Origin of the sequence: Streptomyces sp. NPDC047081, assembly GCF_040643775.1 — a bacterium.
GTDB lineage: Bacteria > Actinomycetota > Actinomycetes > Streptomycetales > Streptomycetaceae > Streptomyces.
Genome location: NZ_JBEYUY010000008.1, coordinates 239,399 through 262,707 on the forward strand (window position 1 = coordinate 239,399; position 23,309 = coordinate 262,707).

Here is a 23,309-nt window from a genome sequence, read left to right on the forward strand (position 1 = left end):
TTCTCAGACCTCCAGCGGCTTCTCGACCACGGGGGCGGAGTCGGCCGCCCGGTCGTCGCGGCACAGCAGCATGTACAGGCCGGCCGCGAGGGCCGTACCGATGAACCAGGAGTACGGGGCCACCTCGCTGAAGGTCTTCACCAGGGCGAGGACGCCCGCGACGCCGGCCGCCGGCAGGAACGCCCACAGCGCCTTGGGGTTGACGCCCTTGCGGTAGTAGTAGCGCGAGCCGGGCTGGGCCTTGAACAGCTCGTCGACGTCCACGCGGCCCTTCTTGACCCAGTAGTAGTCGAGCATGATCACGCCGAACAGCGGGCCGAGGAAGGCGCCGAGGCCACCGAGGAAGTAGTTGACGACCGTGGGGTTGGAAAAGAGGTTCCACGGGGTGACCACCAGCGCGGCGACCGTGCTGATCATGCCGCCGACCTTGAAGGTGATCTTCTGCGGCCAGACGTTCGCCAGGTCGTACGCCGGTGAGACGAAGTTGGCGACGATGTTGACGCCCATGGTGGCGACGGCGAAGGTGAACGCGCCCAGCACCATCACCCAGGTGTTGCCGACCTTGGCGACCAGCTCGGCCGGGTCGGTGATGGCCTGGCCCCACACCTCCAGCGAGCCGGCGGTCACGATCACGGAGACGACCACGAAAGCCGTGGAGTTGATCGGCAGGCCCCAGAAGTTGCCGCGTCGGACGGTCTTGTAGTCCGGCGCGAAGCGCGAGAAGTCGCAGAAGTTGAGCATCAGCGTGCCGTAGGTGGCCAGGATGAGCCCGATGGCCCCGAACCACTGCCGCCACTGCTCGCCCACGGAGACGGGATGCGGCGTGGAGGTGAGCGAGATGCTCCAGTCGGCCTTCGACAGCACCCACACGGCCAGCGCGATCATCACGAGCCAGATCGCGGGACCGCAGAAGTCCTGGAACTTGCGCACCGACTCCATGCCCTGGCTGATGATCAGCGCCTGGATCAGCCACAGCGAGACGAACGAGCACCAGCCCAGCGCGTCGAGTCCCAGGAACGAGTGGTGGGTCCAGGACTCCAGCCCGGGCCAGGCGGCGAGCAGCATCACGTTCACCGCGACCGAGGCCAGATAGGTCTGGATGCCGTACCACATGATGGCGATCACGGCCCGGATCAGGGCGGGGATGTTGGCACCCCACACGCCGAAGCTGATGCGGCTGACTACGGGGAAGGGGACCCCGTGGCGCTGGCCGATCCGGCCCATCCAGTTCATGCCGATGTAGATCAGTACGAACCCGACGAGCAGGGACGTGAAGACCTGCCACACGTTCATGCCGAGGACCAGCAGGCCTGCGGCGAAGGTGTAGTTGCCGAGGTTGTGGACGTCGGACATCCACATGGCGAAGAGGTCGAAGACCTTCCAGTTCCGCTTCTCGGCGGGGGCGAGGTCCTCGTTGGTGAGGCGGGGATCGGGGACGAACGCTGGGGCGCCGGTGGCTTCGGCGCGGTCGGCGAGGGACACGGGGCCTCCTGGGACAGGGGACGGAGGACGGCAGCCGTTTGGTATACCAAACTGCCGTCATGGTCCCGCCGTCAAGAGTTCGGACCGATGTCGCGTCTGTTAAGGCTCGGTAAAAGCCCCCCGGAGTCGGCGAAGATAGCCTCATGAGCTCCACGACGACGAAGATCGAACCCCTGGGCGCGGTTCGCGAGCGTGTCCTGGCGAACCTGCGGCAGGAGATCATCGCGGGCCGCCTCGGCCCGGGCGACCGGCTGGTCGAGCGGGATCTGGCCGAGCGCTTCGGGGTCTCCCGGGTGCCGGTCCGGGAGGCGATCCGCGCGCTGGTCGCGGAGGGTTTCGTGCACTTCGAGACACCGCGCCGCACGGTCGTCCGCAGGCTCACCCCGAACGACGTCCGGGAACTGTTCGAACTGCGCGAGGCCCTGGAGGTCTACGCCGCCGGACTGGCCGCGTCGAACGCGACACCGGAGGACCTGGCGGAGGTCCGGGAACTCCTCGACCGCGCGGCCGGCGCGACCGAGGCGGGGGACGCCGAGCTGATCACGGACATCAACAGCCGGCTGCACGACCGCATCGTGACGATGGCCGGCAACAGCCTGCTGACCGCGGCCCTGGAACCGGTCGCCGGCCGACTGCGCTGGATGACCCGGCGGAACGAGGAGTGGCCCCAACTCCTGGTGGAACACCGCGAGTTGTACGAGGCGATCGCCTCCGGCGACCCGGACCGCGCCCGCGCCCACGCGCTGGCCCACGTACGCACCAATTACCGGTCGACGGTGCGCCACCTCTTCGGGGAGACTGAGCCGCCCGCGTGACGGCGAGGCACGCGACCAACTGGAGAAGGCCACGGTCACCATGGCCGACCTCAAGGGTTACGAGGCGCAGCTGAAGAAGCTGTCCTGAGCTGTCGGAGCCCGGCGTACTTGTCCGTCGCCGCCACCAGCGCCTCCCCCATGCCCGGCGCCCCCGCGTTGTGCCCCACCTCGTCGACCACGACCAACTCGCTCCCGTCCCAGGCCTGCTGGAGCCGCCAGGAGATCCCGAGCAGGTTGCCGAAGTCGAGCCCGCCCTGGATCAGCGTGCCCGGAATGCCCTTCAGCCGGTGGGCGTCGCGCAGTACGGCCCCCTCGTCGTTCCCCTCGCCGAGAAAGTGGTCGTTGCCCCAGTAGTGCGTGACCGTACGCGCGAACCCCATCCTGAACTCCGGGTTCTCGAACCGCTCGACCGACCTCGGCGGCGCGGGAATCGTCGCCGTCTCCCAGTCGGTCCAGGCCTGCGCGGCCCGCGCCCGTACCTCGGGGTCGGGCGACTCCAGCAGGCGGTTGTAGGCGGCGGCGAGGTTGGAGTCCCGCTCTCTCTCGGGCAGTTCGCTCACGAACCGCTCGAAGGCCTCGGGGAAGATCCGTCCAAGTCCCCTGGTCAGCAGGGCGACTTCGGCGTTGGAGCCGGTGGCGACCCCGGTCAGCACGATCTCGCTCACCGCTTCCGGATGCGTCTGCGCGTACCTCAGCCCGAGCACCGACCCGAAGGACACGCCCCACACCAGCCACCGCCCGATGCCCAACTCCCGCCGCAGCAGCTCCAGATCGGCGATGAGGTGGGCCGTCGTGTTGACGCTCATGTCGGTGTCGTACGCGCTCGCGTTCGGCGTGGAGCGTCCGCAGCCGCGCTGGTCGAGGAGGACGATCCGGTAGGCGGCGGGGTCGAAGAGGCGCCGGGGGTAGGGGGAGCAGCCGGAGCCGGGGCCGCCGTGCAGCACGAGTGCCGGTTTGCCGTCCGGGTTTCCGCAGGTCTCCCAGTACACGAGGTTGCCGTCGCCGACGTCGAGGAGGCCGTGGTCGTACGGTTCGATCTCCGGGTAGAGAGGCATCCGGGCACCGTAACCCTCCGCCCGTCGTGCCGCCTCCTCATTTCACGGGCAGCCCGGCGGCCTCGCCCGCCGTGCGCAGGACGTCCCGCAGCATCTCCGGGGTGAGTTTGCCGGTGAAGGTGTTGCGCTGGCTGACGTGGAAGCAGCCGAAGAGGTCGAGGCCGTCGAGCGGGACATGGGTGCCGTGCCCGAAGACGGGCCGAGGCCTCGGCACCGCCCAGCCCGCCTCGGCGAACGCGGGCAGCGCGGCCTGCCAGCCGAAGGCGCCGAGCACGACCACGGCCCGCAGGGTGGGCCGCAGCAGCTTCAGCTCCTGGACCAGCCAGGGCCGGCAGGCGTCCCGCTCCCCCGGCGTCGGCTTGTTCTCGGGCGGGGCGCAGTGGACGGGCGCGGTGATGCGGACGCCGTGCAGTTCGAGACCGTCGTCGATGCTCACCGAGGTGGGCTGGGAGGCGAGCCCCACGTCGTACAGGGCCTGGTACAGCACATCGCCGGAGCGGTCGCCGGTGAACATGCGGCCGGTGCGGTTGCCGCCGTGCGCGGCCGGGGCGAGGCCGATGATCAGCAGCGGGGCGTCGGCGGGCCCGAAGCCGGGGACCGGGCGGGCCCAGTAGTCCCAGTCCTGGAAGGCGGCCCGCTTGGTCCGTCCGACCTCCTCCCGCCACGCCACGAGCCGGGGGCAGGCCACGCATCCGGCGACGCGGTCGTCGAGGAGGGCGAGACTGTCCATGCGTCAACGGTATGGCCCAAGGAACCCCGCCGTCAGCGCGCTGCGGACGCCGCCGACGGCGCATGCTTGAGGTATGGACGCGCATCCCAGTGTGGTCGTGCTCCCGCCGGAAGCGGACGGCGGACGGCAGGTGACGGTCGACGGCGAGGCCACGGGCACCGCATACAGCCTGTTCGACGTGCTGGACATCGTGCACCGGGCCGGTCTGCCCGCCGAGGACCGGGCCGTCGACGACCCCGAGCTGATCGAGTGGCGGGGCGGCGGACCGTACGAGTGGGGCAACACGCCATAGCCCCTGGTCAGGCCTCCGCGTCGGTGCTCGCGGACACCGCCGGCCTCGGAGCCGTCGTGACAGGTGCCGGGCGTGGCATGAGCAGCAGGGCGATCATGGCGACGGCGCAGCAGCCGATGATGTACCAGCTGATGCCGGTGCTGGAGCCGGTGTGCTCCAGGATCGCCGTGGCGATGAGCGGTGCCGGTCCGCCCGCGATGACCGAGGCGAGCTGGTAGCCGAGCCCGGCGCCGCTGTAGCGCACGTTCGTGCCGAAGCCCTCGGCGATCAGCGCGGCCTGGGGCCCGTACTGGATGTCGTGGAAGACCAGGGAGAGCACGATCGCGAGCAGGACGAGCCCGGAGCTGCCCGTGTTGAGCAGCCCGAAGTACGGGAACGCGAACGCGGCGGTGCAGACGATGCCGATGCCGTAGATCCGGCGCCGTCCGAAGCGGTCGGAGAGATGGCCGAAGAGCGGCACGCTGACCAGGCCGACGGCCGCCGCGACGAGCGTGTAGTTCAGCAGGTCACCACGGGCGAGGCCGAGCTCCTTCGTACCGTAGGTGAGCACGAAGGTGATGAAGAGGTAGAACGGCGCCTGCTCCGACATCCGGACGAAAGCCGAGGTCAGCACGGTGAGCGGCTGGTGCCGCAGCACGCTCCAGACCGGCTGCCGCACCAGCACCCGCTCCTGCTTCACCTCGGTGAAGGCCGGGCTCTCCAGCACGCGCAGCCGCACGTACAGCCCGACGCCGATCAGCACCGCGCTGGCGAGGAAGGGGATCCGCCAGCCCCAGCTGTCGAAGCCGTCGCCCGAGGTGGCGTTCATCAGCTTGACCATGCCGGTGGAGGCGAGGAGCCCGAGCGGCACGCCGAGCTGCGGCCAGCTGGCCATCAGCCCGCGGCGCCGTTCGGAGCCCCACTCCATGGACAGCAGCACCGAGCCGCCCCACTCCCCGCCGACGCCGATGCCCTGGACGACCCGCAGCAGCACCAGCAGCAGGGGCGCGGCGAGACCGAAGGTGGCGTAACCCGGGAGCAGCCCGATGAGGAAGGTGCTGGCCCCCATCAGGACCAGGGTGGTCACGAGGGTGGACTTACGGCCGATCCGGTCCCCGACATGCCCGAAGATCGCCGCCCCGAGCGGACGCGCGGCGAACCCCACGAACTGCGTGGCGAAGGAGGCGAGGACTCCCGTATACGGCTCGGCGCCGGGGAAGAACACGTGCGGGAAAACGAGTGCTGCGGCGGTGCCGTAGAGGAAGAAGTCGTACCACTCGATCGCGGTACCGACCGTGCTCGCGATCACGGCACGACGGCGGTGCCGGTGCATCGCTTCGGGGACGACGGGGGACTCCTGCGCGGTCATGGCGGCTCCCGAACGAGGTGCGGTGAGCGTCCTCCCCGGCCGCGGACATGTCAAGAGTGGGTGCGGTCGTGATCCGGATCCGGTACGGCGGTGAGCTCGCCCAGCATCCGCAGCGCCGCCTCGCACGGGGAACCGGGCTCGGCGGTGTAGGCGATCAGCCGCTGGCCGGAGCTGCCCGGGATGTCGAGGTTCTCGAAGGCGAGGTCCATCGGGCCGACCAGCGGGTGGTGCAGCCGTTTGACGCCCGAGGTGCAGGTGCGCACCGGGTGCCGGGCCCAGAGGGACGCGAACTCGGCCGACTTCATGGAGAGTTCACCGATCAGCTCGGCCAGCCGCCGGTCGTCGGGATGCCGCCCGGCCACCAACCGCAGGGAGGCGACGGCGAGTTGGGTCTCCTCCGGCCGGTCCGGGTAGAGCTCCCGGTAGCGCTCGTCCAGGAAGAGCATGCGGATCAGATTGGGACGGGCGTCCGGATCCAGATGCCCGGCGAGCAGCGCGTGCCCGAGCCGGTTCCAGGCGAGGACTTCACCGCGCCGGTCCAGGACGAGGGTCGGGATCCCGGTCATCGCCGCGAGCAACTGCCGTGCGGAGGCGCTGACTTGAGGCGCCCGCGCCTGGGGCGCCCGGGACGCGGCGACGGGCCGGGCAAGGCGCTTCAGATGCGCCGTCTCGTCCTCACTCAGCCGCAACGTCCGTGCGATCGCGTCGAGTACGGAGTCCGAGGCCCCGTTCCCGCGGCCCTGCTCCAGACGCGTGTAGTGCGTGACGCTGACGCCCGAGAGCATGGCCAGTTCCTCGCGACGCAGCCCCGTGACACGGCGGCGGCCCGGCAGCGGGCTGATCCCGGCCTCTTCCGGACGCACCGCGGCACGGCGGGACTTGAGGAACTCCCCCAGCTCGGACAAGGCCTCCACCACCGCCTCCTCGGTCTCACCCCCATGATGCCCGCCGCCCCACCCGAACGGGATCGCCGAGGGTGGTCACGCCATGACCACCCACGAGGAGGTTCTGGCTGAGCCCACCGAGCCGAGTGAGCCTTCCTGCACAACGCCGCACGACGGCACCGCCCGTCACCGATCGGCCTTCCAGGAAGGGTTACGACGTCATGACCGCCATCGATTCGAGGGCACCCGGCACCTCCGGCACCACCGCCCCCGCCGCCCTCACTCCCCGCCTGCGCCTGGTGCTGGTCCTCCTCCTCGCTGCCCAGTTCATGCTGGCCGTGGACTTCTCGATCCTGAACGTCGCCCTGCCCGTGATCGGCGACGGTCTGGGCTTCTCTCTGGCGCACCTCCAGTGGATCGGCACCGCGTTCGCCCTGTGCGCGGCCGGGTTCACCCTGCTCTTCGGCCGGATCGCGGACCTGTTCGGCCGCCGTCGGCTGTTCCTCGGGGGCCTCGCCGTCCTGGGGGCCGCCTCGCTGCTGGGCGGCCTGGCGCAGAGCCCGGAGGTGCTGATCACGGCACGGGTCCTGCAGGGCCTGGCGACCGCCGCGGTCACCCCGGCCGCGCTGTCCCTGCTGACGACGTCGTTCCCGGAGGGCCCGCTGCGGGAGAAGGCGCTCGGTCTCAACGGGGCGCTGATGTCGGCCGGTTTCACCACGGGCGCGATCCTCGGCGGCCTCCTGACGGATCTGCTGTCCTGGCGCTGGGCGTTCTTCGTCAACGTCCCGGTCGCCCTCGCCGTACTCCTCGTCGCCCCGACGGTCGTCGAGGAGTCCCGCCCGGACGAACGCCCGAGGCTGGACCTGCCCGGCGCGGCCACCGTCACGCTCGGCCTGCTGGCGGTCGTCTTCGGCCTCACCCGGGCCGGCGAGTCCGGCTGGGGCTCCCCGGCGGCCCTGCTGCCGCTCGCGGCCGGCGTCGTACTGCTGCTCGTCTTCCTCGGCGTCGAACGCAGGGTCGCCGCCCCGCTGGTCCCCCTGTCCGTGCTCGGCAGGCGCACCGTGGCCTGGGGAAACGTCGTCGGGCTGATCGCCTTCCTGACCGAGACGTCGCTCGTCTTCCTCCTCACCCTCTACCTCCAGGAGGTGCTCGGCTTCTCCCCGCTGGCCGCCGGTCTGAGCTTCGGTGTGCTGGGTCTGGGTACGGTCGTCGGGGGCTCCGTCGCCCCGAGGGTCATCGGACGGATCGGCAGCCGTCCCACCCTGACCGCCGGCGGCATCGCGCAGGCCCTGGCCACGGCCGCCCTGCTGGGCCTCGGCGACAGCCGCTCCTCGCTGTGGCTGCTGCTGACCTGCACCTTCGTCGGCGGGGTCGGGAACATGCTGGTCATCGTCGGCTTCATGGTCACCGCGACCTCGGGCCTGGCCGACCGTGAACAGGGCCTGGCCACCGGGCTCGCCACCATGACCCAGCAGATCGGCATCACCATGGGCACGCCGATCATGAGCGCGGTCGCCACGGCGGCGATGACGGGTTCCGGCACCGCGGCGGTCCTGGGCGGCCTGAAGACGGCGATCGCGGTGAACGCGGGCGTCGTGCTCCTCGGTGTCTTCAGCGGATCCCGGACATCGAAGTGAAAACCGTGCGGGGCACCCGGTCCCGGCGAGCTAGGGTCGGGACATGGCTGACGAGCACGAAAACGGGCGGGGCACCGCCGAGCCGACGGCCGACGGCCCGTCCGAGGCGACCGTCGGCCCCGAGACGACCGCCGTCGACCCCGCGGTGGCCGCCGCCATCGCCGCCGCCGAGGCCGCCGGGCCCGCGGACGGCGCGTCCGTGCGGGTCGACAGCTGGATCTGGGCGGTCCGGCTGATCAAGACCCGCTCGCTCGGCGCGACCGCCTGCAAGGGCGGCCACGTACGGGTGAACGGCCAGAACGTGAAGCCCTCGCACTCCCTGCGCATCGGCGACGAGGTGCGGCTGCGCCACGAGGGCCGGGAGCGGATCGTCGTCGTCAAGCGCCTGATCCGCAAGCGCGTCGGCGCCCCCGTGGCAATTCAGTGCTATGTCGACAACTCCCCTCCCCCGCCGCCCCGCGAGGCCGTCGCCCCCATCGGCATCCGCGACCGCGGCACCGGCCGCCCCACCAAGCGCGACCGCCGCGAACTGGAACGCCTGCGCGGCCTGATGGGCGGCGGCGCAGGACGTCCGAGCCAACACTGACCCGGACGTACGACGGAGGTGGCGGCCGGCATGAACACCGGCCGCCACCTCCGTCGTACGGGCTCAGGCCCGTCGTCGTACCAGATTGACCAGCTCCCGGTTGGAGCCCCGCCGCGCCCAGGCGATCAGCAGCAGCGGCACGATCAGGATCAGCGGGGTCGCCGCGTTCTCGCCGCCGAAGACGATCAGCTGGACGAAGAACGCCCCGACCATCAGCAGGCTCAGCGCGCCCGCGGCCACCGACTGCAGCACCGGGATCAACAGGGCCACCGCACCGGCGAGTTCGAGCGCGCCGATGGTGTACATGCCCGTGCTGCCCCAGCCGATCTTGTCGAAGGAGTCGACGGCGTAGGAGTTCGCGATCAGCTTGGGCAGGGCGCTCGCGATGCCGTAGAAGAGAGCGAGCACGACCTGCAGCGTGCGCAGGGCGATCCGGGCGCGGCGGCCGCGGGCGGTCGCGGACTCGGCGACGACAGTGGCGGAGGCGACGGGGACGGTTGTCTCGGACATGGGGTTCTCCTGCGGTGAGCGGTTGGTGTCGCTGTCACAGGGATAGACCGGGGTCCACGTCCGAACTCATCGGCGGGAAGGGAATCGGACGGGAAGGGAATCAGAGCGGAAACCACCCGTGCCCGACGTACCAGTGCCCGCCCGCCCGCAGATGGTCCCCCACGGCCCGCTCCACCGCGGTCCGCCGGGGCAGGGATTCCACCGCCATGTCCGGGTCGCCGAACACGAATTGGACCGGCTCGGTGTCGGCGGGCTCGGCGAGCCGGCGGGCCACCCGGAACCTGTCCTGGAAGCGGACGATGTTGGAGTCGGCGGGCAGGTACTCCTTCAACTGCGGGTCCAGCAGCCAGGAATGGCACAGCACGGTCCGGTACTTCTCCTCGGGGAAGTGCCGGGCGAAGAACTCGGCGGCCAGCGCGAGCGACCGTTCGCAGGCCCGCGGTGACAGCGGGCCGAGGAAGTCGGGGATGTGGAGGTTGAGGCACGGCATGCCGGCGGACACGTCGAGGCCGGCCCCCGCGATCATCCGCGCCGTGCGCTCCCCGTGCCGGGCCCGCTCGAACTGCAGCCGCCCCAGCTGGAAGAGCTCGCCCCGGAAGTGGTGGACCAGCCACCAAGGGGCCTGCACGCCCGCCACCCCGTGCCGCCGCCGGTGCACGGCCATGTTCCGCCCCAGGTCGGCGAGGGTGTGCCGGGTGACGTCGGCCGGGATGCCGCGTGCGCGGTGGTACGCGCGCGTGTAGGGCAGCGCGGCGACGAACACGTACACGGAGAAGCAGCGCTGGAGCGGCCCCGAGGGCCAGTCGAGTTCGGGCAGGTCGACCGGGCTGCCGACCTCGCCCATGTCCTGGACGAGTTCGCGGACCGACGCCTCCAGGATCGCCCGCAGCTCCGGGTCGTCGGTCACCCGCCGGCCCATGCGTACGAGCTCGTTGATGTCCTCGTGCGGTACGGCGAGGTCGAGCAGCTCCTCGGCCAGCTCATCGGCATCCGGCAGCACGCGTCCCCCTGGTCCGGGCTCTTTGGTGAACGTCCGCATCGAAGAGTACGTTGCAAAGAGGAGTAGTGATCAGACGATGCGTACGGGCAGTGAGCCGACGACCGCGCGCAGTGCGCTGCGGGCGCGGTTCTGGCTGAGCGTGTGGGGGCTGGTCTGGTCCGTCTTCGGCACGGCGGCCTTCGCGCTGGCCGGACGCCCGGGCTGGGCGGCGGCCTGCGGGGTGCTGTGGCTGGTGATCACCGTCGACATGACCGTGATCCTGCGCCACATCCGCCAGGGCCCGCACTACCAGCCGGGCCCGGACATCCCCCCGTACCGGCCGCCGGAGAGCCGGCCGCGCTAGGGCCTGGCCGGCGGATCATGCCGGCGTCGCGGGGTCTGGCACGCCCATCTGCGGCGTTGTCGTCACTCGCCGACGCTCCGCGTCGACTCCCTCCTCCGCCTTGCAGCTGCACGCACCAGACCCCGCTCGGCTCGGCCAAGAAGCACCGTTTCCCACAGCTGGCCTGATCCGCCGACCAGACCCTAGGGCCTGGCCCTGGCCGGAGGGCTCACGCCGGCTCGTCGAACCGCGCCGCCTTGAGGTACTGCGGGTTGGGGTCCAGCGCTGCCGCCAGTCTGAAGTGCCGCTTGGCCTGCTCCTCGCGGCCCTGGCGCTCGTAGGTGCGGGCGAGCGCGAAGTGGGCGAAGGAGTTGTCCGGCTCGCGCTCCAGGACGATCGTGAACTCCAGCTCCGCGGGCCGCAGTTGCGCGGCGGCGAAGAAGGCACGCGCGCGCAGCAGCCGGGCGGCGGTGTTCTCGGGGTGCGCGGCGATGACCGAGTCGAGCAGCTTCACCGCGCCCCGCGGGTCCCGTGCGTTGAGCAGCTGCTCGGCTGCACGGAAGTCGATGACATGCGTCTCCGGAGTACGTCCGGTCGAACCGCTGGTCTCGGGCACGGCAGAGTCCTTCCCTCACTCGAAGGGTTCAACGCGCCCGAAAGCGCCTGCTATTCCTGAGGCTGCTGTGACGGGCCCCCGGAGCCCTGCGCTCCGCGCACCAGCTCGGCCCAGACCTCCTTCACCCGGCGCTCCAGCTCTTCCAGTGGTACGTCGTTGTCGATGACGATGTCCGCGATCGCCCGGCGCTGCTCCCGGGTCGCCTGCGCGGCCATGCGCGCGCGTGCGTCGGCCTCGGTCATGCCGCGCAGCCGCACGAGACGGTCGAGCTGGGTCTCGGGGGCCGCGTCGACGACGATCACCAGGTCGTACAGCCCGGCGAGGCCGTTCTCGGCGAGCAGCGGCACGTCATGGACGACGACCGCGTCCTCGGCGGCGGCCTGCTCCAGCTCCCGGGAGCGCGCGCCGACCAGGGGGTGCACGATCGAGTTCAGCACGGCGAGCTTGTCCGGGTCGGCGAAGACGATGGACCCGAGCTTCGGCCGGTCGAGGGTGCCGTCGCCGGTGAGCACGTCCGCGCCGAAGGCCTCCACGACGGCGGCGAGCCCGGGCGTCCCGGGCTCGACGACCTCGCGTGCGATGCGGTCCGCGTCGATCAGCACGGCCCCGCTCTCCACGAGCAGCCGTGAAACCTCACTCTTACCGGCACCGATGCCCCCGGTCAGGCCCACCTTCAGCATGTCCCGAAGCCTACGGCCCGCCTCTGACAACGCACCCCTCAGGAGTCAGTTGTCTCCCTCACGCTCCGCCAGGAACTTCTCGAACTCCAGGCCGATCTCGTCCGCCGACGGGATGTCGACCGGCTCGGCGAGCATGTTGCCCCGGCTCTCGGCGCCCGCGACGGCGTCGTACTGGTTCTCCAGGCCGGAGACGAGGGAGGTGAGCTCCTCGTCGCCCTCCTGGATCTGCCGGTCGATCTCGGTCTGGGTGCGGTGCGCGTCCGTGCGCAGCGAGTGCGCGATGCCCGGCAGCACCAGGCCGGTGGCGGCCGTGATGGCCTCCAGGACGGTCAGTGCGGCGTCCGGGTACGGGGAGCGGGCGATGTAGTGCGGCACGTGCGCGGCGACGCCCAGGACGTCGTGCCCGGCCTGCATGAGGCGGTACTCGACGAGCGACTCGGCGCTGCCGGGGACCTGCGCCTCGTCGAAGGGGCTGCGGTGGCCCGGGACGAGGTCGGTGCGGTTGCCGTGCGGGGTGAGACCGACCGGGCGGGTGTGCGGGACGCCCATCGGGATGCCGTGGAAGTTCACGGCCAGGCGGACGCCGAGCCGCTCCACGATCTGCTCGACGGCCTTCGCGAACCGCTCCCACTCCACGTCCGGCTCCGGGCCCGACAGCAGCAGGAAGGGGGCTCCGGTGGCGTCCTGGACGAGCCGCACGTCGATGGTGGGCTCCTCGTAGTCGGTCCACTCGTCGCGCTTGAACGTCAGCAGCGGGCGGCGGGCGCGGTAGTCCACGAGCCGGTCGTGGTCAAAAGTGGCGACGACCTGGTGGGGCAGCGAGTCGAGCAGCCGGTCGACGATCTGGTCGCCGGTCTCGCCCGCGTCGATGTATCCGTCGAAGTGGTAGAGCATGACCAGTCCGGCCGACTCCTGGGCCAGCGCCATGTCGACGACGGCCAGGCCCTTCGGCTCCCATGCGTACAAACCCTGCGGATCAAGCACAGTGACCGCTCCTCCTCGTGTTCGTACTGCACAACGCGCCACGGGACACGGGCATTCCCGCCCGTGCCCCTGATCAGGCGTCTTCTTACGGCCTTTTCATGCCACCGGTGGTGCTCACGACGCCATCACGCGCGCGTGCAGCGCACTCACCGCCTTCCGCGCCGACGAGAACGCCCCGTGCTGCCAGGCGTCCGTGTAGCTGAGCCAGTCACCGGCGAACCAGACGCGTCCGGTGGGCTCGTTCAGCGGCTTGTAGCGGGCGTCGTCGGGTCCGCCGGGGGTGTCGTGCCAGGCTGCCTCCAGGTGGGGCGTCTGGCGCCAGTGGTGGGAGAACGAGGACGCGAGCTCGCTGCGGTACTTCTCGCCGTAGATCTTCACACCGGCGGCCACAGCCCGCTGCTCGCGCTGTTTCGGGGTCAGCTTCGCGTAGGAGTCGGCGTTGTCGTCGTAGTTGTAATACCCGATGAGGACGCCCCGCTCACCATGGAAGCCGTACGACGGATGCCAGATGTGCGTGACGTCCTGGTCGGTTTCGGTGATCCCGCCGTAGATGTTGTGGTCGAGCTCCCACCACCGCGACCGGTACTCCAGTCCGATCTTGGCCGCGGACGAGGGCGTGACCGCCTCCAGTGCGGACTGCACGCCGGAGCCGAGGTTGTGCGGCACCTTGGCGAGGATGTTGGGCGGCAGGGCGGCGACGCAGTAGTCGGCGTCGATCACCTTGGTGCGGCCGCCCTGGGTGTAGGTGACCGACACCCCGCTCCCCTTGTCGGTGATCCTGGAGACGACGGCAGCGGTGTGGATCCGCCGGGCTCCGATCGCCCTGGTCAGGGCCTTGGGGATCTGGTCCATCCCGCCGACCGGCTGGAACATCAGCATGGCCTGGTCGAAGCCGAACTCGAAGGAGAAGTAGCGCCCGACGCCGCTCGCGAACACCTCGGAGGCGCTCGGCACGTCCCCGAGCAGCACACCCGGTGTTCCGGCGGCGGCGGGAACCGTCGTGTATCCGCGCCGCTCCCCGCCCTCGTACGTCAGCTTGTCGCCGAGCTCGCCCCAGTCCTCCAACAGGGCGATCAGCCGCTCCTGGTCGTCGGCCGTCAGCTCCTTGTCGAGCGCGCCCTTGTCGGTGGCCTTCGCCAGCAGTTCCGATATGTAGCCGTAGACATCGGCCTTCGCGGTCCGGTACCGCACGGGCTTCGTCATCCCGGTGGACTCGTTGTAGATGTACGCGTCGGCGTTGACGTTGGTGAACACCTCGATGGGGACGCCGAGTTCACGGCAGTAGTCGAGGGTGATCATCCACTGCGGGATCCGGGCCGGGCCGCAGTTCATGTAGTGCCCGTCGGCGAAGCGGGCGGTCTGGGTGTTCCCGTACAGGTCCGTCGTGGTGTCCCCGCCGCGCACGGTGAAGTTGCGCCCGCCGGTCCGTGCTCTGGCCTCGAGGACCGTACAGTCGTAGCCGGCCTTGCCCAGTTCGTACGCGGTGGTGAGGCCCGCTATGCCACCGCCGACGATGACGACCTTGGCGGCGCTGCGCCCGGTGAGGCTGAAGTCGCCCGCGCCGGGCGCCTGGAAGGGCGCTTCCCGCTGCGCGGCCGCGGCGGTGGGGGCGAGGCCGAGGGCCCCCATGGTGGCGAACATGGCCCCGGCACCGCTGGTGAGCCCCACGTCGCGGAGGAACGACCGCCGGCTGGTTCCGGAGACGCGCTGAGTCTGTGCCATCTATCGGCTCCCCTTTTCCGATCACCGTTGACCGGGGGAGCCTCCCAACGGCCGATTACGGCCCACGGGTTACTCGTGTATCCCGCACGTTTCTGCAACGCCGAGGGCCCGTCCCCCCGAAGGGGAACGGGCCCTCAGTTCAAGAACTAACGCTCAGCGATCAGCTCTGGCCGCCGGCCAGCTTCTCGCGCAGCGCGGCAAGCGCCTCGTCGGAGGCCAGCGCACCGGAGGTGTCCGCACCCTCGGAGGAGTACGAACCGCCACCCGCGGCCGGAGCCGCACCGGCGGCGTCGCCGCCCTCGGCGGCAGCGGCAGCGTCGGCCTCGCGGCTCTTGATGACCTGCTGCTGGTGCTGCTCGAAGCGCTGCTGCGCCTCGGCGTACTGGGTCTCCCACGCCTCGCGCTGGGTCTCGTAGCCCTCGAGCCAGTCGTTGGTCTCGGGGTCGAAGCCCTCGGGGTAGATGTAGTTGCCCTGGTCGTCGTACGACGCGGCCATGCCGTACAGCGTCGGGTCGAACTCGACCGAGGCCGGGTCGGCACCGAAGGACTCGTTGGCCTGCTTCAGGGACAGCGAGATCCGGCGACGCTCGAGGTCGATGTCGATGACCTTGACGAAGATCTCGTCGTTGACCTGGACGACCTGCTCCGGGATCTCCACGTGGCGCTCGGCCAGCTCGGAGATGTGGACCAGACCCTCGATGCCCTCGTCCACGCGGACGAACGCACCGAACGGAACCAGCTTCGTGACCTTGCCGGGCACGACCTGGCCGATCTGGTGCGTGCGGGCGAACTGCTGCCACGGGTCTTCCTGGGTCGCCTTCAGCGACAGGGAGACGCGCTCGCGGTCCATGTCGACGTCGAGGACCTCGACGGTGACTTCCTGGCCGACCTCGACAACCTCGGAGGGGTGGTCGATGTGCTTCCAGGACAGCTCGGAGACGTGGACCAGACCGTCGACGCCACCCAGGTCCACGAAGGCACCGAAGTTGACGATCGAGGAGACCACACCGGAGCGGACCTGACCCTTCTGGAGGGTCGTGAGGAACGTCTGGCGGACCTCGGACTGGGTCTGCTCCAGCCAGGCACGGCGGGACAGGACCACGTTGTTGCGGTTCTTGTCCAGCTCGATGATCTTCGCCTCGAGCTCCTTGCCCACGTAGGGCTGGAGGTCGCGGACGCGGCGCATCTCGACCAGGGAGGCCGGGAGGAAGCCACGGAGGCCGATGTCGAGGATGAGACCACCCTTGACGACCTCGATGACGGTACCGGTGACGATGCCGTCCTCTTCCTTGATCTTCTCGATGGTGCCCCAGGCACGCTCGTACTGGGCGCGCTTCTTCGAGAGGATCAGGCGGCCTTCCTTGTCCTCCTTCTGGAGGACCAGGGCCTCGATCTCGTCACCGACGGCGACGACCTCGTTCGGGTCGACGTCGTGCTTGATCGAGAGCTCGCGGCTCGGGATGACACCTTCGGTCTTGTAACCGATGTCGAGCAGGACCTCGTCCCGGTCGACCTTCACGATGACGCCGTCGACGATGTCGCCGTCGTTGAAGTACTTGATCGTCTCGTCGATCGCGGCGAGGAAGGCTTCCTCGTTACCGATGTCGTTGACCGCTACCTGCGGGGTGGTGGCGGTGGTCTCGGTGCTGCTCGTCATGTGGGAAAGGGCTCCGGTACGGACATTGAAGTCGTAGGTACTGCTTACGCCGGGAGCCCGTTTCGCTCTGAAGAAGCCGGACAGCCAAGGAAGCGCCACACAAAACCACTGGTGGCGCCTCGAGAACCGAGGGGACATACAACAGATGCGAGCGCAGCCTGCTACGTCTGAGGTGCGCAGGCCCGCAGCGCAACTTGTAGCATACGGGGGCAGCCGGACAGGGTCAATGCGCGAAGGCGCACACCCGGGGCGGATCGCCGCATACCCGGCACAAGAACTGTCTCTGGAGGCCACGCAGGCCTGAGACACCCCTTCCGTGACACCCCCGTGGGCGTCGGGTTGGAGGGAAGAGTACGACGAGGGAGCCGATCATCCAAGAGCCCGTTTCCTCCGAGCCCGACTTCGAGCCGGAGGCCACCCGACGCCAGGCCGACGTCACCGAGAGCGCCCGGGCCAACCGCGGCTGGTGGGACCGGAACGCGGACGAGTACCAGGTCGAGCACGGCACGTTCCTCGGCGACGACCGCTTCGTGTGGGGTCCCGAGGGCCTCGACGAGGTGGAGGCCGAGCTGCTCGGCCCGCCCGAGGACCTCAAGGGCCGGGCGGTCCTGGAGATCGGCGCCGGCGCGGCCCAGTGCTCGCGCTGGCTGACCGCGCAGGGCGCCCACCCGGTCGCCCTGGACATCTCCCACCGCCAGCTCCAGCACGCCCTGCGCATCGGCGGAACGTTCCCCCTGGTCTGCGCCGACGCCGGCGCCCTCCCCTTCGCGGACGCCTCCTTCGACCTGGCCTGCTCGGCGTACGGCGCGCTGCCCTTCGTAGCCGACCCGGTCCAGGTCCTGCGCGAGGTGCGGCGGGTGCTGCGCCCCGGCGGCCGCTTCGTCTTCTCGGTGACCCATCCGATCCGCTGGGCCTTCCCGGACGAGCCGGGCCCCGAGGGCCTGAGCGTCTCGGCCTCCTACTTCGACCGCACGCCGTACGTCGAGCAGGACGAGCAGGGCCGCGCGGTCTACGTCGAACACCACAGGACGGTCGGCGACCGCGTCCGGGACGTCGTGGCGGCAGGCTTCCGTCTGGTCGACCTGGTCGAGCCGGAGTGGCCGGTCTGGAACACCTCGGAGTGGGGCGGCTGGTCACCGCTGCGCGGGAACCTGATCCCGGGGACGGCCATCTTCGTCTGCGTACGAGACTGAGCATGTGATCCGTTACGACGCCCTGGACGCGCTGCCCGTACGCGGCGCCCTGCCCGCCCTGGACGACGCTCTGGAGGCGCACGGCACCGCGGTCCTCGTGGCGCCTCCGGGCACCGGCAAGACGACGCTGGTGCCGCTGGAGCTGGCCGGACTGCTCGGGAAGGGCCCGGCGCGGCGCGTGGTCGTGGCCGAACCCCGCCGTATCGCCGCCCGTGCCGCGGCCCGGCGGATGGCGTGGCTGCTGGGCGAGAAGGTCGGCGCGAGCGTCGGCTACACCGTGCGCGGCGAACGGGTCGTCGGTCGGCACGCGCGCGTGGAGGTCGTCACGACCGGTGTGCTGCTGCAGCGGCTCCAGCGCGACCAGGAGCTGACCGGCGTCGACGTGGTCGTCCTGGACGAGTGCCACGAACGCCACCTGGACGCGGACACGACGGCCGCCTTCCTGTGGGACGTACGGGAGACGCTGCGCCCGGAACTGCGGCTGGTGGCGGCGTCGGCGACCACGGACGCGGACGGCTGGGCCCGGCTGCTGGGCGGGGCGCCGGTGGTCGAGGCGGAGGGGGCCGCGTATCCGGTGGAGGTGGTGTGGTCGCCGCCGGCCCGTCCGGTACGTCCGCCGCACGGCATGCGCGTGGACCCCGCGCTCCTCACCCACGTGGCGTCGACGGTTCGGCGGGCGCTGGCCGAGCGGGACGGGGACGTGCTGTGCTTCCTGCCCGGGATGGGCGAGATCGCGCACGTGGCCGGGCAGTTGGGGGGCCTGGACGGCCTGGACGTGCTCCAGGTGCACGGGCGCGCTCCCGCCGCCGTGCAGGACGCGGTGCTGACTCCTGGTGAGCGGCGCCGGGTCGTCCTGGCCACCTCGGTTGCGGAGTCCTCGCTGACGGTGCCGGGTGTGCGGGTGGTCGTCGACTCCGGGCTGGCCCGGGAGCCGCGCGTCGACCACGCGCGCGGGCTGAGCGCGCTGACGACGGTACGGGCCTCGCAGGCGGCCGGGCGGCAGCGGGCGGGGCGGGCCGGGCGTGAGGCGCCGGGGGCGGTGTACCGCTGCTGGGCGGAGGCCGAGGACGCCCGTCTGCCGCGCTTTCCGGCGCCGGAGATAAAGGTGGCCGACCTGACGGCGTTCGCCCTCCAGACGGCTTGCTGGGGCGATCCGGACGCCTCCGGGCTGGCACTGCTGGACCCGCCGCCGGGCGGGGCGATGGCGGCGGCGCGGGCGGTGCTGACGGCGATCGGCGCGGTGGACTCCGTCGGCCGGACCACGGAACGGGGGCTGCGGCTGGCCCGGCTGGGGCTGCATCCGCGGTTGGGGCGGGCGCTGCTGGACACCTCCGGTGAGGGGGCCGAGGTGGTTGCCCTGCTGTCGGAGGAGGCGCCGCGGGAGTACGGCGACGATCTGGCCGCTGCTTTGCGGGCTGCTCGGCGTGGGGGCGACGCGTATGCGGGACGGTGGCGTGCGGAGGTTCGCAGGCTCCGGGCAAACGACGAAGCCGCATCCGCGACACAGAACACAGCCGACGATCGCTCCATCGGGCTCGTCGCCGCCCTCGCCTTTCCCGAGCGGGTCGCCAAAGCCGACGGCGGGTCCTATCTCATGGCCTCCGGGACCCGTGCCGAGCTCGGTGACGGCAGCCCTCTGTGCGGCGCCCCTTGGATCGCCGTCGCCGTTGCCGATCGGCCCGTCGGGAAGGGGCACGCGCGTGTGCAGCTTGCGAGTGTGATCGACGAGGACGTGGCCCGGTGGGCCGCCGCGTCCTTGCACTCCGAGGGCCAGGAGGTGCACTGGGCCGACGGGGACGTCGTCGCGCGGCGGGTGGAACGGCTCGGGGCGATCGAGCTCGCCGTGCGGCCCTTGAGGGACGCCGACCCCGTACTCGTACGGAATGCGCTTCTTGAAGGGCTGCGGGCGGAAGGGCTCGGCCTGTTGCGGTGGTCGGCCGATGCCGTGGTGCTGCGGCAGCGGCTCGCGTTTCTGCGGCTGCACCTCGGGGAGCCATGGCCCGATGTGTCCGACGATGCTCTCCACGCGCGCGTGGACGAGTGGCTGGAGCCGGAGCTGGGGCGGGCCCGGCGGCGGGCGGACCTCGGGCGGATCGAGGCCGGGCAGGCGCTCGCGCGGTTGTTGCCGTGGGCCTCCGGGGAAGCCGGGCGGCTCGATGAGTTGGCGCCCGAGCGGATCGTCGTGCCCAGTGGGTCCAGGATCCGGATCGACTACGGGGATCCCGAACAGCCCGTACTCGCCGTGAAGTTGCAGGAGATGTTCGGGCTGCACGAGTCGCCCGCGGTGGCCGGGGTGCCGTTGCTGGTGCATCTGCTGTCGCCCGCCGGGCGGCCCGCCGCCGTGACCGCCGACCTCGCCTCCTTCTGGAAGGACGGCTACAAGGGCGTGCGCGCCGAGTTGCGGGGGCGGTATCCGAAGCATCCTTGGCCGGAGGATCCGGCGAGCGCCGAGCCGACCCGGTTCACCAACGCGCGGCTCAGGCGATGACCGGTTCCGGCGCCTGGGACTCGGCCGGTTCCGGGTCCGCCGGGCGGCGGCTTCGGGCCTCCAGCCAGAGGGAGAGGGCCAGCAGGAGGACGCCGAGGAACAGGAAGCCCCAGGGGAGGTACGAGGTCATCAGCAGGACCAGCGTGCGGTTGGACTTGACCAGCGCGACCGTGTGCTCGATGTAGTCCTCGCGCATCTTCACATGGCCGGCGAACGCCGTCACCTTGTCGCGGTCGCCGAGGAGGGTGCCGCCGCGCAGTTCCTCCTTGTGGATCTCCTCGCCGTAGACGGGGGCGCCGGTGACCGGCTCGACCCAGAACTTGCGGACGGTTGTGTACCAGCGGGTGGTGCCGGTCTTGGCGACCGACTCGGGGGTGATGCCCGCGACCGGCATGGTCTTGGGGAAGGGGACCTTGGTCCAGGGGATGGTCTGCTCGAAGTAGTAGACCTTCAGGCCGCGGAAGTCCTGGGTGCCCTTGTAGTGGATGGGGTTGGTGGTGCGGGTCTGCGCGTCGAAGTACTCGTAGTCCCGTTTCTGCGTGAGGAAGGGCCACTTGAACTCGATGCCGGTCCGCTTCACCGGGTCGCCGTCGACCATCTCGCCGGTCGCGTGGACCGGGGCCTGGCTGTGGGCGTCGAAGATGTAGCGCTCGGGGATCCGGGAGACCATCTTGCCGTCGGGGCCCTGGACGTAGGAGAGGCCGTCCCAGACGACGACGTCCCGGCCCGCGGTCTTCTCGATCTTCTTCGCGGCCTCCACGTTGCCCTTGAGGGTCTGCACGATGGTGACCTTGGAGACCGTGCGCGCCTTCATGGTGCCGTAGTCGAGGAGGGTCGCGTTCTTCGCCTCCAGGACCATGTCCTGGTACTGGTTGGCCGGGATCTTGGCCAGGCGCGGGAAGGCGTACCAGCGCAGCAGCGGGGACAGGGCCGCGAAGAACACGGCGAAGGCGAGCAGGACCAGACTGGCCTTGCGGCGCATCTCGGCCTCCCGGGCGGACGGCTACGGGTGTGCGGGCACCGTCGTGAGCAGCGGTTTCGGGGACGTCTTACCGGTTGGCTGCCCCATCGCGGTGATGGTGAGGACGAGCGCGAACGCGAGGGCGAGACCGGTCGCCGCGGCGATCAGGGCGCGCATGCCTGCCTCCCGACGGACTGGAACTGATACATCGTCAGGTCCGGCACCGTAGCAACGGGTGGGCGAGATGAGAACACGTCGCACACGACAGAGGAGCGCGCACGACGGACGAAGGGCGCCCGGTCCGCCGTGACGGACCGGGCGCCCTGTCGTGAAGGGGCTTGTTCTCTCTTACGAGGTTGCGCTCGCCGACGGGCTCGGGCTCGGGCTGGCCGAGGAGTCCGCGGCCGCCGTCACCGTGAGCTGGACGTCGAGCGTGGCGCCGCCCGCGGTGGTGATGCGGAGCAGGAAGGTGCCGGTGGTGTCGTCGGCGTACAGCTTGGGCAGCGTGAGCACGCCGTTCGCGTCCGTGGTCAGACCCGTCAGGGTGCGTACGGTCTTGCCGTCGGCGTCCTTGAAGTAGGGGCCCTTGTCGTTCTCGGTCGCGTCGTCCGCCGACTTGATCAGGGTGGCGGTGGCGGCGACCTTGTCGGCGACGGCGCTCTTGTAGGTGGCCTTCACCTCGACCTGGTCGGCGAACTCGCCGCCCGCGGTGCAGGTCAGCGCGGTGTCGCTGGTGCGGGCGAGGGTGTCGGCGACGCGCTCGGTGACGGTGGCCGTGTAGTCGAGGCCGGTGATCGTGCGGCCCACGACGGTCGCGCGGACCTTGAAGTCACCGGTCTTCTCGCCGGCCTGCAGCGCGGGCGCGACGGCCGTGCCAGTGCTGTTGGTGACGACGGTGGCGACGGTCTCGCCGCCGGTGAAGGTGGCGTCGGTGTCGCCGACGATGGTGAAGCGGATGCGCACCTTGGCGACGGCCTTGCCAGCCTTGGTCTCGGCCTTGGTGCTGATCTTCTTGGTGAAGGCGTCCCCGGCCATCGCGGTGAGCTTGGCGGTGCCCGCGTCCTCCAGGTGGTCCACCGTGTCGGTGGGCGTGGGCGACGGCGAGCTCGGCGTGGACGGGCTGGGGCTGCCGCCAGGGGTGCTGGGGCTCGGGGAGCCGGTGCTCGGCGGGTTCTTGGACGGCTTCGTCGACGGCTTGGAGGTGGTCTTCTGGCCGTCGTCGCTGCGGTTCGAGGGGACCGAGCCGGTGCCGTCCGGGATCTCGTGGGTGCCCTTGCGGTAGTACTCCAGCCACGACAGGACGGTGTTGAGGTAGTCCTGCGAGTTGTTGTAGCTGAGGATCGCGCTGTCGAGGCCGGACTGGGTGGACATGTCCCAGTTGTTGCGGCACAGGTAGTGGGCGGCGGCGAGGGCGGCGTCGTAGACGTTGTTGGGGTCCTTGACCCCGTCGCCGTTGCCGTCGCGGCCCGCCCAGGCCCAGGTGGACGGGATGAACTGCATCGGGCCGACGGCCTGGTCGTACGAGCTGTTGCCGTCGTACTTGCCGCCGTCGGTGTCCTTGATGAGCGCGAAGCCGTTGCCGTCGAGCTGCGGGCCGAGGATCGGGGTGATCGTGGTGCCGTCGGCGTCGACCTGACCGCCGCGGGCCTGGCCGGACTCGACCTTGCCGATGGCGGCGAGCAGCTGCCAGGGCAGGTTGCAGCCGGGCTTGGCCTCCTGCATGGCCTGCTCGGCCTTCTTGTAGGCGTCGAGGACGGTCGCGGGGATGCCGGCCTCGGCGTCTCCCTGGGCGACCGGGGTGCCCGTGCTCGGGCTGGGCGAGGGGCTCGGGCTGTTCAGCGGCGGGAGGTCCGTGTAATAGGGGGAGTTGCCGGTGGCTGCGCCCGCGTCGGCAGTGGCCTCGGGTGTGGGCTGGGCGTCGGAGGCGGACTGTCTGCCGTGGTCGTCCACGGTGACGCCGGGCGCCTGGGACGCGGACAGAGCCGCGACCGCGAGTGCCGCCACGGCGGTGGTCGCCGCTCCCTTGGCCAGCCTCCTGCCGAATTGCGCCGACATAGAGTGAACCCCTCCCGTGGACGCCCGAGCGCCCGTCTCTGTCTGCGTGCGTCCTCTGTATGCGTCTGTGTACTCGATGCGTCTGTGTGCTCGCCTTGTTGTGACGATCGACCCGCCACGCCGGTTGCCCCGCCACGCCTTTCGAATTCCGTTCGACGTGTTCCCCGGCAGGGCGACCCAGGCGACCCTATGACAACTTCCTTTCCATGGGCACCCGTTCGCGCCCGTTTTTCACCAGTTGGCCATGTCCTGTTGCCTCATGGGTTCGCACTCGTACGGGGCCCATACTGGA

At 70.6% G+C, this 23,309-nt stretch carries 22 protein-coding genes; 7 read left to right on the top strand and 15 right to left on the bottom strand.

Annotated elements, in window-relative coordinates; translation table 11 throughout:
- Positions 1–3: 3 nt before the first annotated feature.
- Positions 4–1,482 (bottom strand): NCS1 family nucleobase:cation symporter-1, encoded by a 1,479-nt coding sequence (locus ABZ848_RS17995; RefSeq protein WP_360832509.1) that lies wholly within the window; start codon positions 1,480–1,482, stop codon positions 4–6.
- A gap of 143 nt (positions 1,483–1,625) precedes the next feature.
- Here ABZ848_RS17995 and ABZ848_RS18000 point away from each other — a divergent pair, with 143 nt between their 5' ends.
- Positions 1,626–2,297 (top strand): GntR family transcriptional regulator, encoded by a 672-nt coding sequence (locus tag ABZ848_RS18000; RefSeq protein ID WP_360832512.1) that lies wholly within the window; start codon positions 1,626–1,628, stop codon positions 2,295–2,297.
- Positions 2,298–2,347: 50 nt separating this feature from the next.
- Here ABZ848_RS18000 and pip read toward each other — a convergent pair whose 3' ends face one another.
- Positions 2,348–3,352 carry a prolyl aminopeptidase gene (pip, locus tag ABZ848_RS18005; protein ID WP_360832515.1) on the bottom strand — a complete coding sequence of 335 codons (1,005 nt, stop codon included), beginning with the start codon at positions 3,350–3,352 and terminating at the stop codon, positions 2,348–2,350.
- A 37-nt stretch (positions 3,353–3,389) separates the two neighbouring features.
- The gene (locus tag ABZ848_RS18010; protein ID WP_360832518.1) at positions 3,390–4,082 is read right to left on the bottom strand and encodes a uracil-DNA glycosylase; all 693 of its coding nucleotides are present in this window, start codon (positions 4,080–4,082) and stop codon (positions 3,390–3,392) included.
- Positions 4,083–4,155: 73 nt separating this feature from the next.
- Between ABZ848_RS18010 and ABZ848_RS18015 the strand changes: the two genes are divergently transcribed.
- Positions 4,156–4,374 (top strand): hypothetical protein, encoded by a 219-nt coding sequence (locus ABZ848_RS18015; RefSeq protein WP_360832521.1) that lies wholly within the window; start codon positions 4,156–4,158, stop codon positions 4,372–4,374.
- A gap of 7 nt (positions 4,375–4,381) precedes the next feature.
- Here the strand turns inward: ABZ848_RS18015 and ABZ848_RS18020 are convergent, their stop codons facing one another.
- Positions 4,382–5,722: an MFS transporter gene (locus tag ABZ848_RS18020; RefSeq protein ID WP_360832524.1), complete on the bottom strand. Its 1,341-nt coding sequence runs from the start codon at positions 5,720–5,722 to the stop codon at positions 4,382–4,384.
- Positions 5,723–5,772: 50 nt separating this feature from the next.
- On the bottom strand, positions 5,773–6,636 hold the full coding sequence (locus tag ABZ848_RS18025; RefSeq protein ID WP_360832527.1) for a helix-turn-helix transcriptional regulator: 864 nt from the start codon (positions 6,634–6,636) through the stop codon (positions 5,773–5,775).
- 191 nt (positions 6,637–6,827) lie between these two features.
- On the opposite strand from ABZ848_RS18025, the gene ABZ848_RS18030 reads away from it, so the two are divergent.
- Together ABZ848_RS18030 and ABZ848_RS18035 are read left to right on the top strand one after the other, a co-directional pair.
- Entirely contained in the window at positions 6,828–8,243 is a 1,416-nt protein-coding gene (locus ABZ848_RS18030) for an MFS transporter (protein ID WP_360832530.1), read from the top strand.
- A 43-nt stretch (positions 8,244–8,286) separates the two neighbouring features.
- Positions 8,287–8,829 carry an RNA-binding S4 domain-containing protein gene (locus tag ABZ848_RS18035; RefSeq protein ID WP_360832533.1) on the top strand — a complete coding sequence of 181 codons (543 nt, stop codon included), beginning with the start codon at positions 8,287–8,289 and terminating at the stop codon, positions 8,827–8,829.
- A 63-nt stretch (positions 8,830–8,892) separates the two neighbouring features.
- Here the strand turns inward: ABZ848_RS18035 and ABZ848_RS18040 are convergent, their stop codons facing one another.
- Both ABZ848_RS18040 and ABZ848_RS18045 read right to left on the bottom strand, forming a co-directional pair.
- On the bottom strand, positions 8,893–9,339 hold the full coding sequence (locus ABZ848_RS18040) for a DoxX family protein (RefSeq protein ID WP_360832535.1): 447 nt from the start codon (positions 9,337–9,339) through the stop codon (positions 8,893–8,895).
- Between the two features lie 100 nt (positions 9,340–9,439).
- Positions 9,440–10,339: an acyltransferase domain-containing protein gene (locus ABZ848_RS18045; protein WP_360832537.1), complete on the bottom strand. Its 900-nt coding sequence runs from the start codon at positions 10,337–10,339 to the stop codon at positions 9,440–9,442.
- A 76-nt stretch (positions 10,340–10,415) separates the two neighbouring features.
- Between ABZ848_RS18045 and ABZ848_RS18050 the strand changes: the two genes are divergently transcribed.
- Positions 10,416–10,682: a DUF6343 family protein gene (locus ABZ848_RS18050; RefSeq protein WP_360832540.1), complete on the top strand. Its 267-nt coding sequence runs from the start codon at positions 10,416–10,418 to the stop codon at positions 10,680–10,682.
- Between the two features lie 208 nt (positions 10,683–10,890).
- Here the strand turns inward: ABZ848_RS18050 and ABZ848_RS18055 are convergent, their stop codons facing one another.
- The 5 genes from ABZ848_RS18055 to rpsA form a co-directional block, all read right to left on the bottom strand.
- On the bottom strand, positions 10,891–11,277 hold the full coding sequence (locus ABZ848_RS18055) for a tetratricopeptide repeat protein (RefSeq protein ID WP_360832543.1): 387 nt from the start codon (positions 11,275–11,277) through the stop codon (positions 10,891–10,893).
- Positions 11,278–11,327: 50 nt separating this feature from the next.
- Positions 11,328–11,957, bottom strand: coding sequence for a dephospho-CoA kinase (gene coaE, locus ABZ848_RS18060; RefSeq protein ID WP_360832546.1), 630 nt, complete (start codon positions 11,955–11,957; stop codon positions 11,328–11,330).
- Positions 11,958–12,002: 45 nt separating this feature from the next.
- Positions 12,003–12,941, bottom strand: coding sequence for a PAC2 family protein (locus tag ABZ848_RS18065; protein WP_360832549.1), 939 nt, complete (start codon positions 12,939–12,941; stop codon positions 12,003–12,005).
- Positions 12,942–13,055: 114 nt separating this feature from the next.
- Positions 13,056–14,663, bottom strand: coding sequence for an FAD-dependent oxidoreductase (locus tag ABZ848_RS18070; protein WP_360832552.1), 1,608 nt, complete (start codon positions 14,661–14,663; stop codon positions 13,056–13,058).
- A gap of 160 nt (positions 14,664–14,823) precedes the next feature.
- Positions 14,824–16,320, bottom strand: coding sequence for a 30S ribosomal protein S1 (gene rpsA, locus ABZ848_RS18075; RefSeq protein ID WP_242774858.1), 1,497 nt, complete (start codon positions 16,318–16,320; stop codon positions 14,824–14,826).
- A gap of 371 nt (positions 16,321–16,691) precedes the next feature.
- Here rpsA and ABZ848_RS18080 point away from each other — a divergent pair, with 371 nt between their 5' ends.
- Together ABZ848_RS18080 and hrpB are read left to right on the top strand one after the other, a co-directional pair.
- A complete protein-coding gene (locus ABZ848_RS18080) occupies positions 16,692–17,513 on the top strand; it encodes a class I SAM-dependent methyltransferase (RefSeq protein ID WP_360832888.1) in 822 nt (273 codons plus the stop codon).
- Between the two features lie 4 nt (positions 17,514–17,517).
- Positions 17,518–20,001 carry an ATP-dependent helicase HrpB gene (gene hrpB / locus ABZ848_RS18085; protein ID WP_360832555.1) on the top strand — a complete coding sequence of 828 codons (2,484 nt, stop codon included), beginning with the start codon at positions 17,518–17,520 and terminating at the stop codon, positions 19,999–20,001.
- Here hrpB and ABZ848_RS18090 read toward each other — a convergent pair.
- The 3 genes from ABZ848_RS18090 to ABZ848_RS18100 all read right to left on the bottom strand — a co-directional run bounded on the left by ABZ848_RS18090 (position 19,991) and on the right by ABZ848_RS18100 (position 23,017).
- Entirely contained in the window at positions 19,991–20,983 is a 993-nt protein-coding gene (locus ABZ848_RS18090) for a DUF3068 domain-containing protein (protein ID WP_360832557.1), read from the bottom strand. The genes hrpB and ABZ848_RS18090 overlap by 11 nt on opposite strands.
- A gap of 21 nt (positions 20,984–21,004) precedes the next feature.
- Positions 21,005–21,139, bottom strand: a complete 135-nt coding sequence (locus ABZ848_RS18095) for an SPW_0924 family protein (protein ID WP_360832560.1) — start codon at positions 21,137–21,139, stop codon at positions 21,005–21,007.
- 171 nt (positions 21,140–21,310) lie between these two features.
- Positions 21,311–23,017 carry a lytic transglycosylase domain-containing protein gene (locus tag ABZ848_RS18100; protein ID WP_360832562.1) on the bottom strand — a complete coding sequence of 569 codons (1,707 nt, stop codon included), beginning with the start codon at positions 23,015–23,017 and terminating at the stop codon, positions 21,311–21,313.
- Positions 23,018–23,309 lie beyond the last annotated feature (292 nt).

Coding starts and splice junctions, on each gene's coding strand:
- ABZ848_RS18015 (WP_360832521.1), top strand. CDS start 4,156: ATGGACGCGCATCCCAGTGTGGTCGTGCTCCCGCCGGAAGCGGACGGC.
- ABZ848_RS18000 (WP_360832512.1), top strand. CDS start 1,626: ATGAGCTCCACGACGACGAAGATCGAACCCCTGGGCGCGGTTCGCGAG.
- ABZ848_RS18090 (WP_360832557.1), bottom strand. CDS start 20,983: ATGCGCCGCAAGGCCAGTCTGGTCCTGCTCGCCTTCGCCGTGTTCTTC.
- ABZ848_RS18020 (WP_360832524.1), bottom strand. CDS start 5,722: ATGACCGCGCAGGAGTCCCCCGTCGTCCCCGAAGCGATGCACCGGCAC.
- ABZ848_RS18010 (WP_360832518.1), bottom strand. CDS start 4,082: ATGGACAGTCTCGCCCTCCTCGACGACCGCGTCGCCGGATGCGTGGCC.
- coaE (WP_360832546.1), bottom strand. CDS start 11,957: ATGCTGAAGGTGGGCCTGACCGGGGGCATCGGTGCCGGTAAGAGTGAG.
- ABZ848_RS18050 (WP_360832540.1), top strand. CDS start 10,416: ATGCGTACGGGCAGTGAGCCGACGACCGCGCGCAGTGCGCTGCGGGCG.
- ABZ848_RS18100 (WP_360832562.1), bottom strand. CDS start 23,017: ATGTCGGCGCAATTCGGCAGGAGGCTGGCCAAGGGAGCGGCGACCACC.
- ABZ848_RS18040 (WP_360832535.1), bottom strand. CDS start 9,339: ATGTCCGAGACAACCGTCCCCGTCGCCTCCGCCACTGTCGTCGCCGAG.
- ABZ848_RS18095 (WP_360832560.1), bottom strand. CDS start 21,139: ATGCGCGCCCTGATCGCCGCGGCGACCGGTCTCGCCCTCGCGTTCGCG.
- ABZ848_RS18070 (WP_360832552.1), bottom strand. CDS start 14,663: ATGGCACAGACTCAGCGCGTCTCCGGAACCAGCCGGCGGTCGTTCCTC.
- pip (WP_360832515.1), bottom strand. CDS start 3,352: ATGCCTCTCTACCCGGAGATCGAACCGTACGACCACGGCCTCCTCGAC.
- ABZ848_RS18035 (WP_360832533.1), top strand. CDS start 8,287: ATGGCTGACGAGCACGAAAACGGGCGGGGCACCGCCGAGCCGACGGCC.
- ABZ848_RS18030 (WP_360832530.1), top strand. CDS start 6,828: ATGACCGCCATCGATTCGAGGGCACCCGGCACCTCCGGCACCACCGCC.
- rpsA (WP_242774858.1), bottom strand. CDS start 16,320: ATGACGAGCAGCACCGAGACCACCGCCACCACCCCGCAGGTAGCGGTC.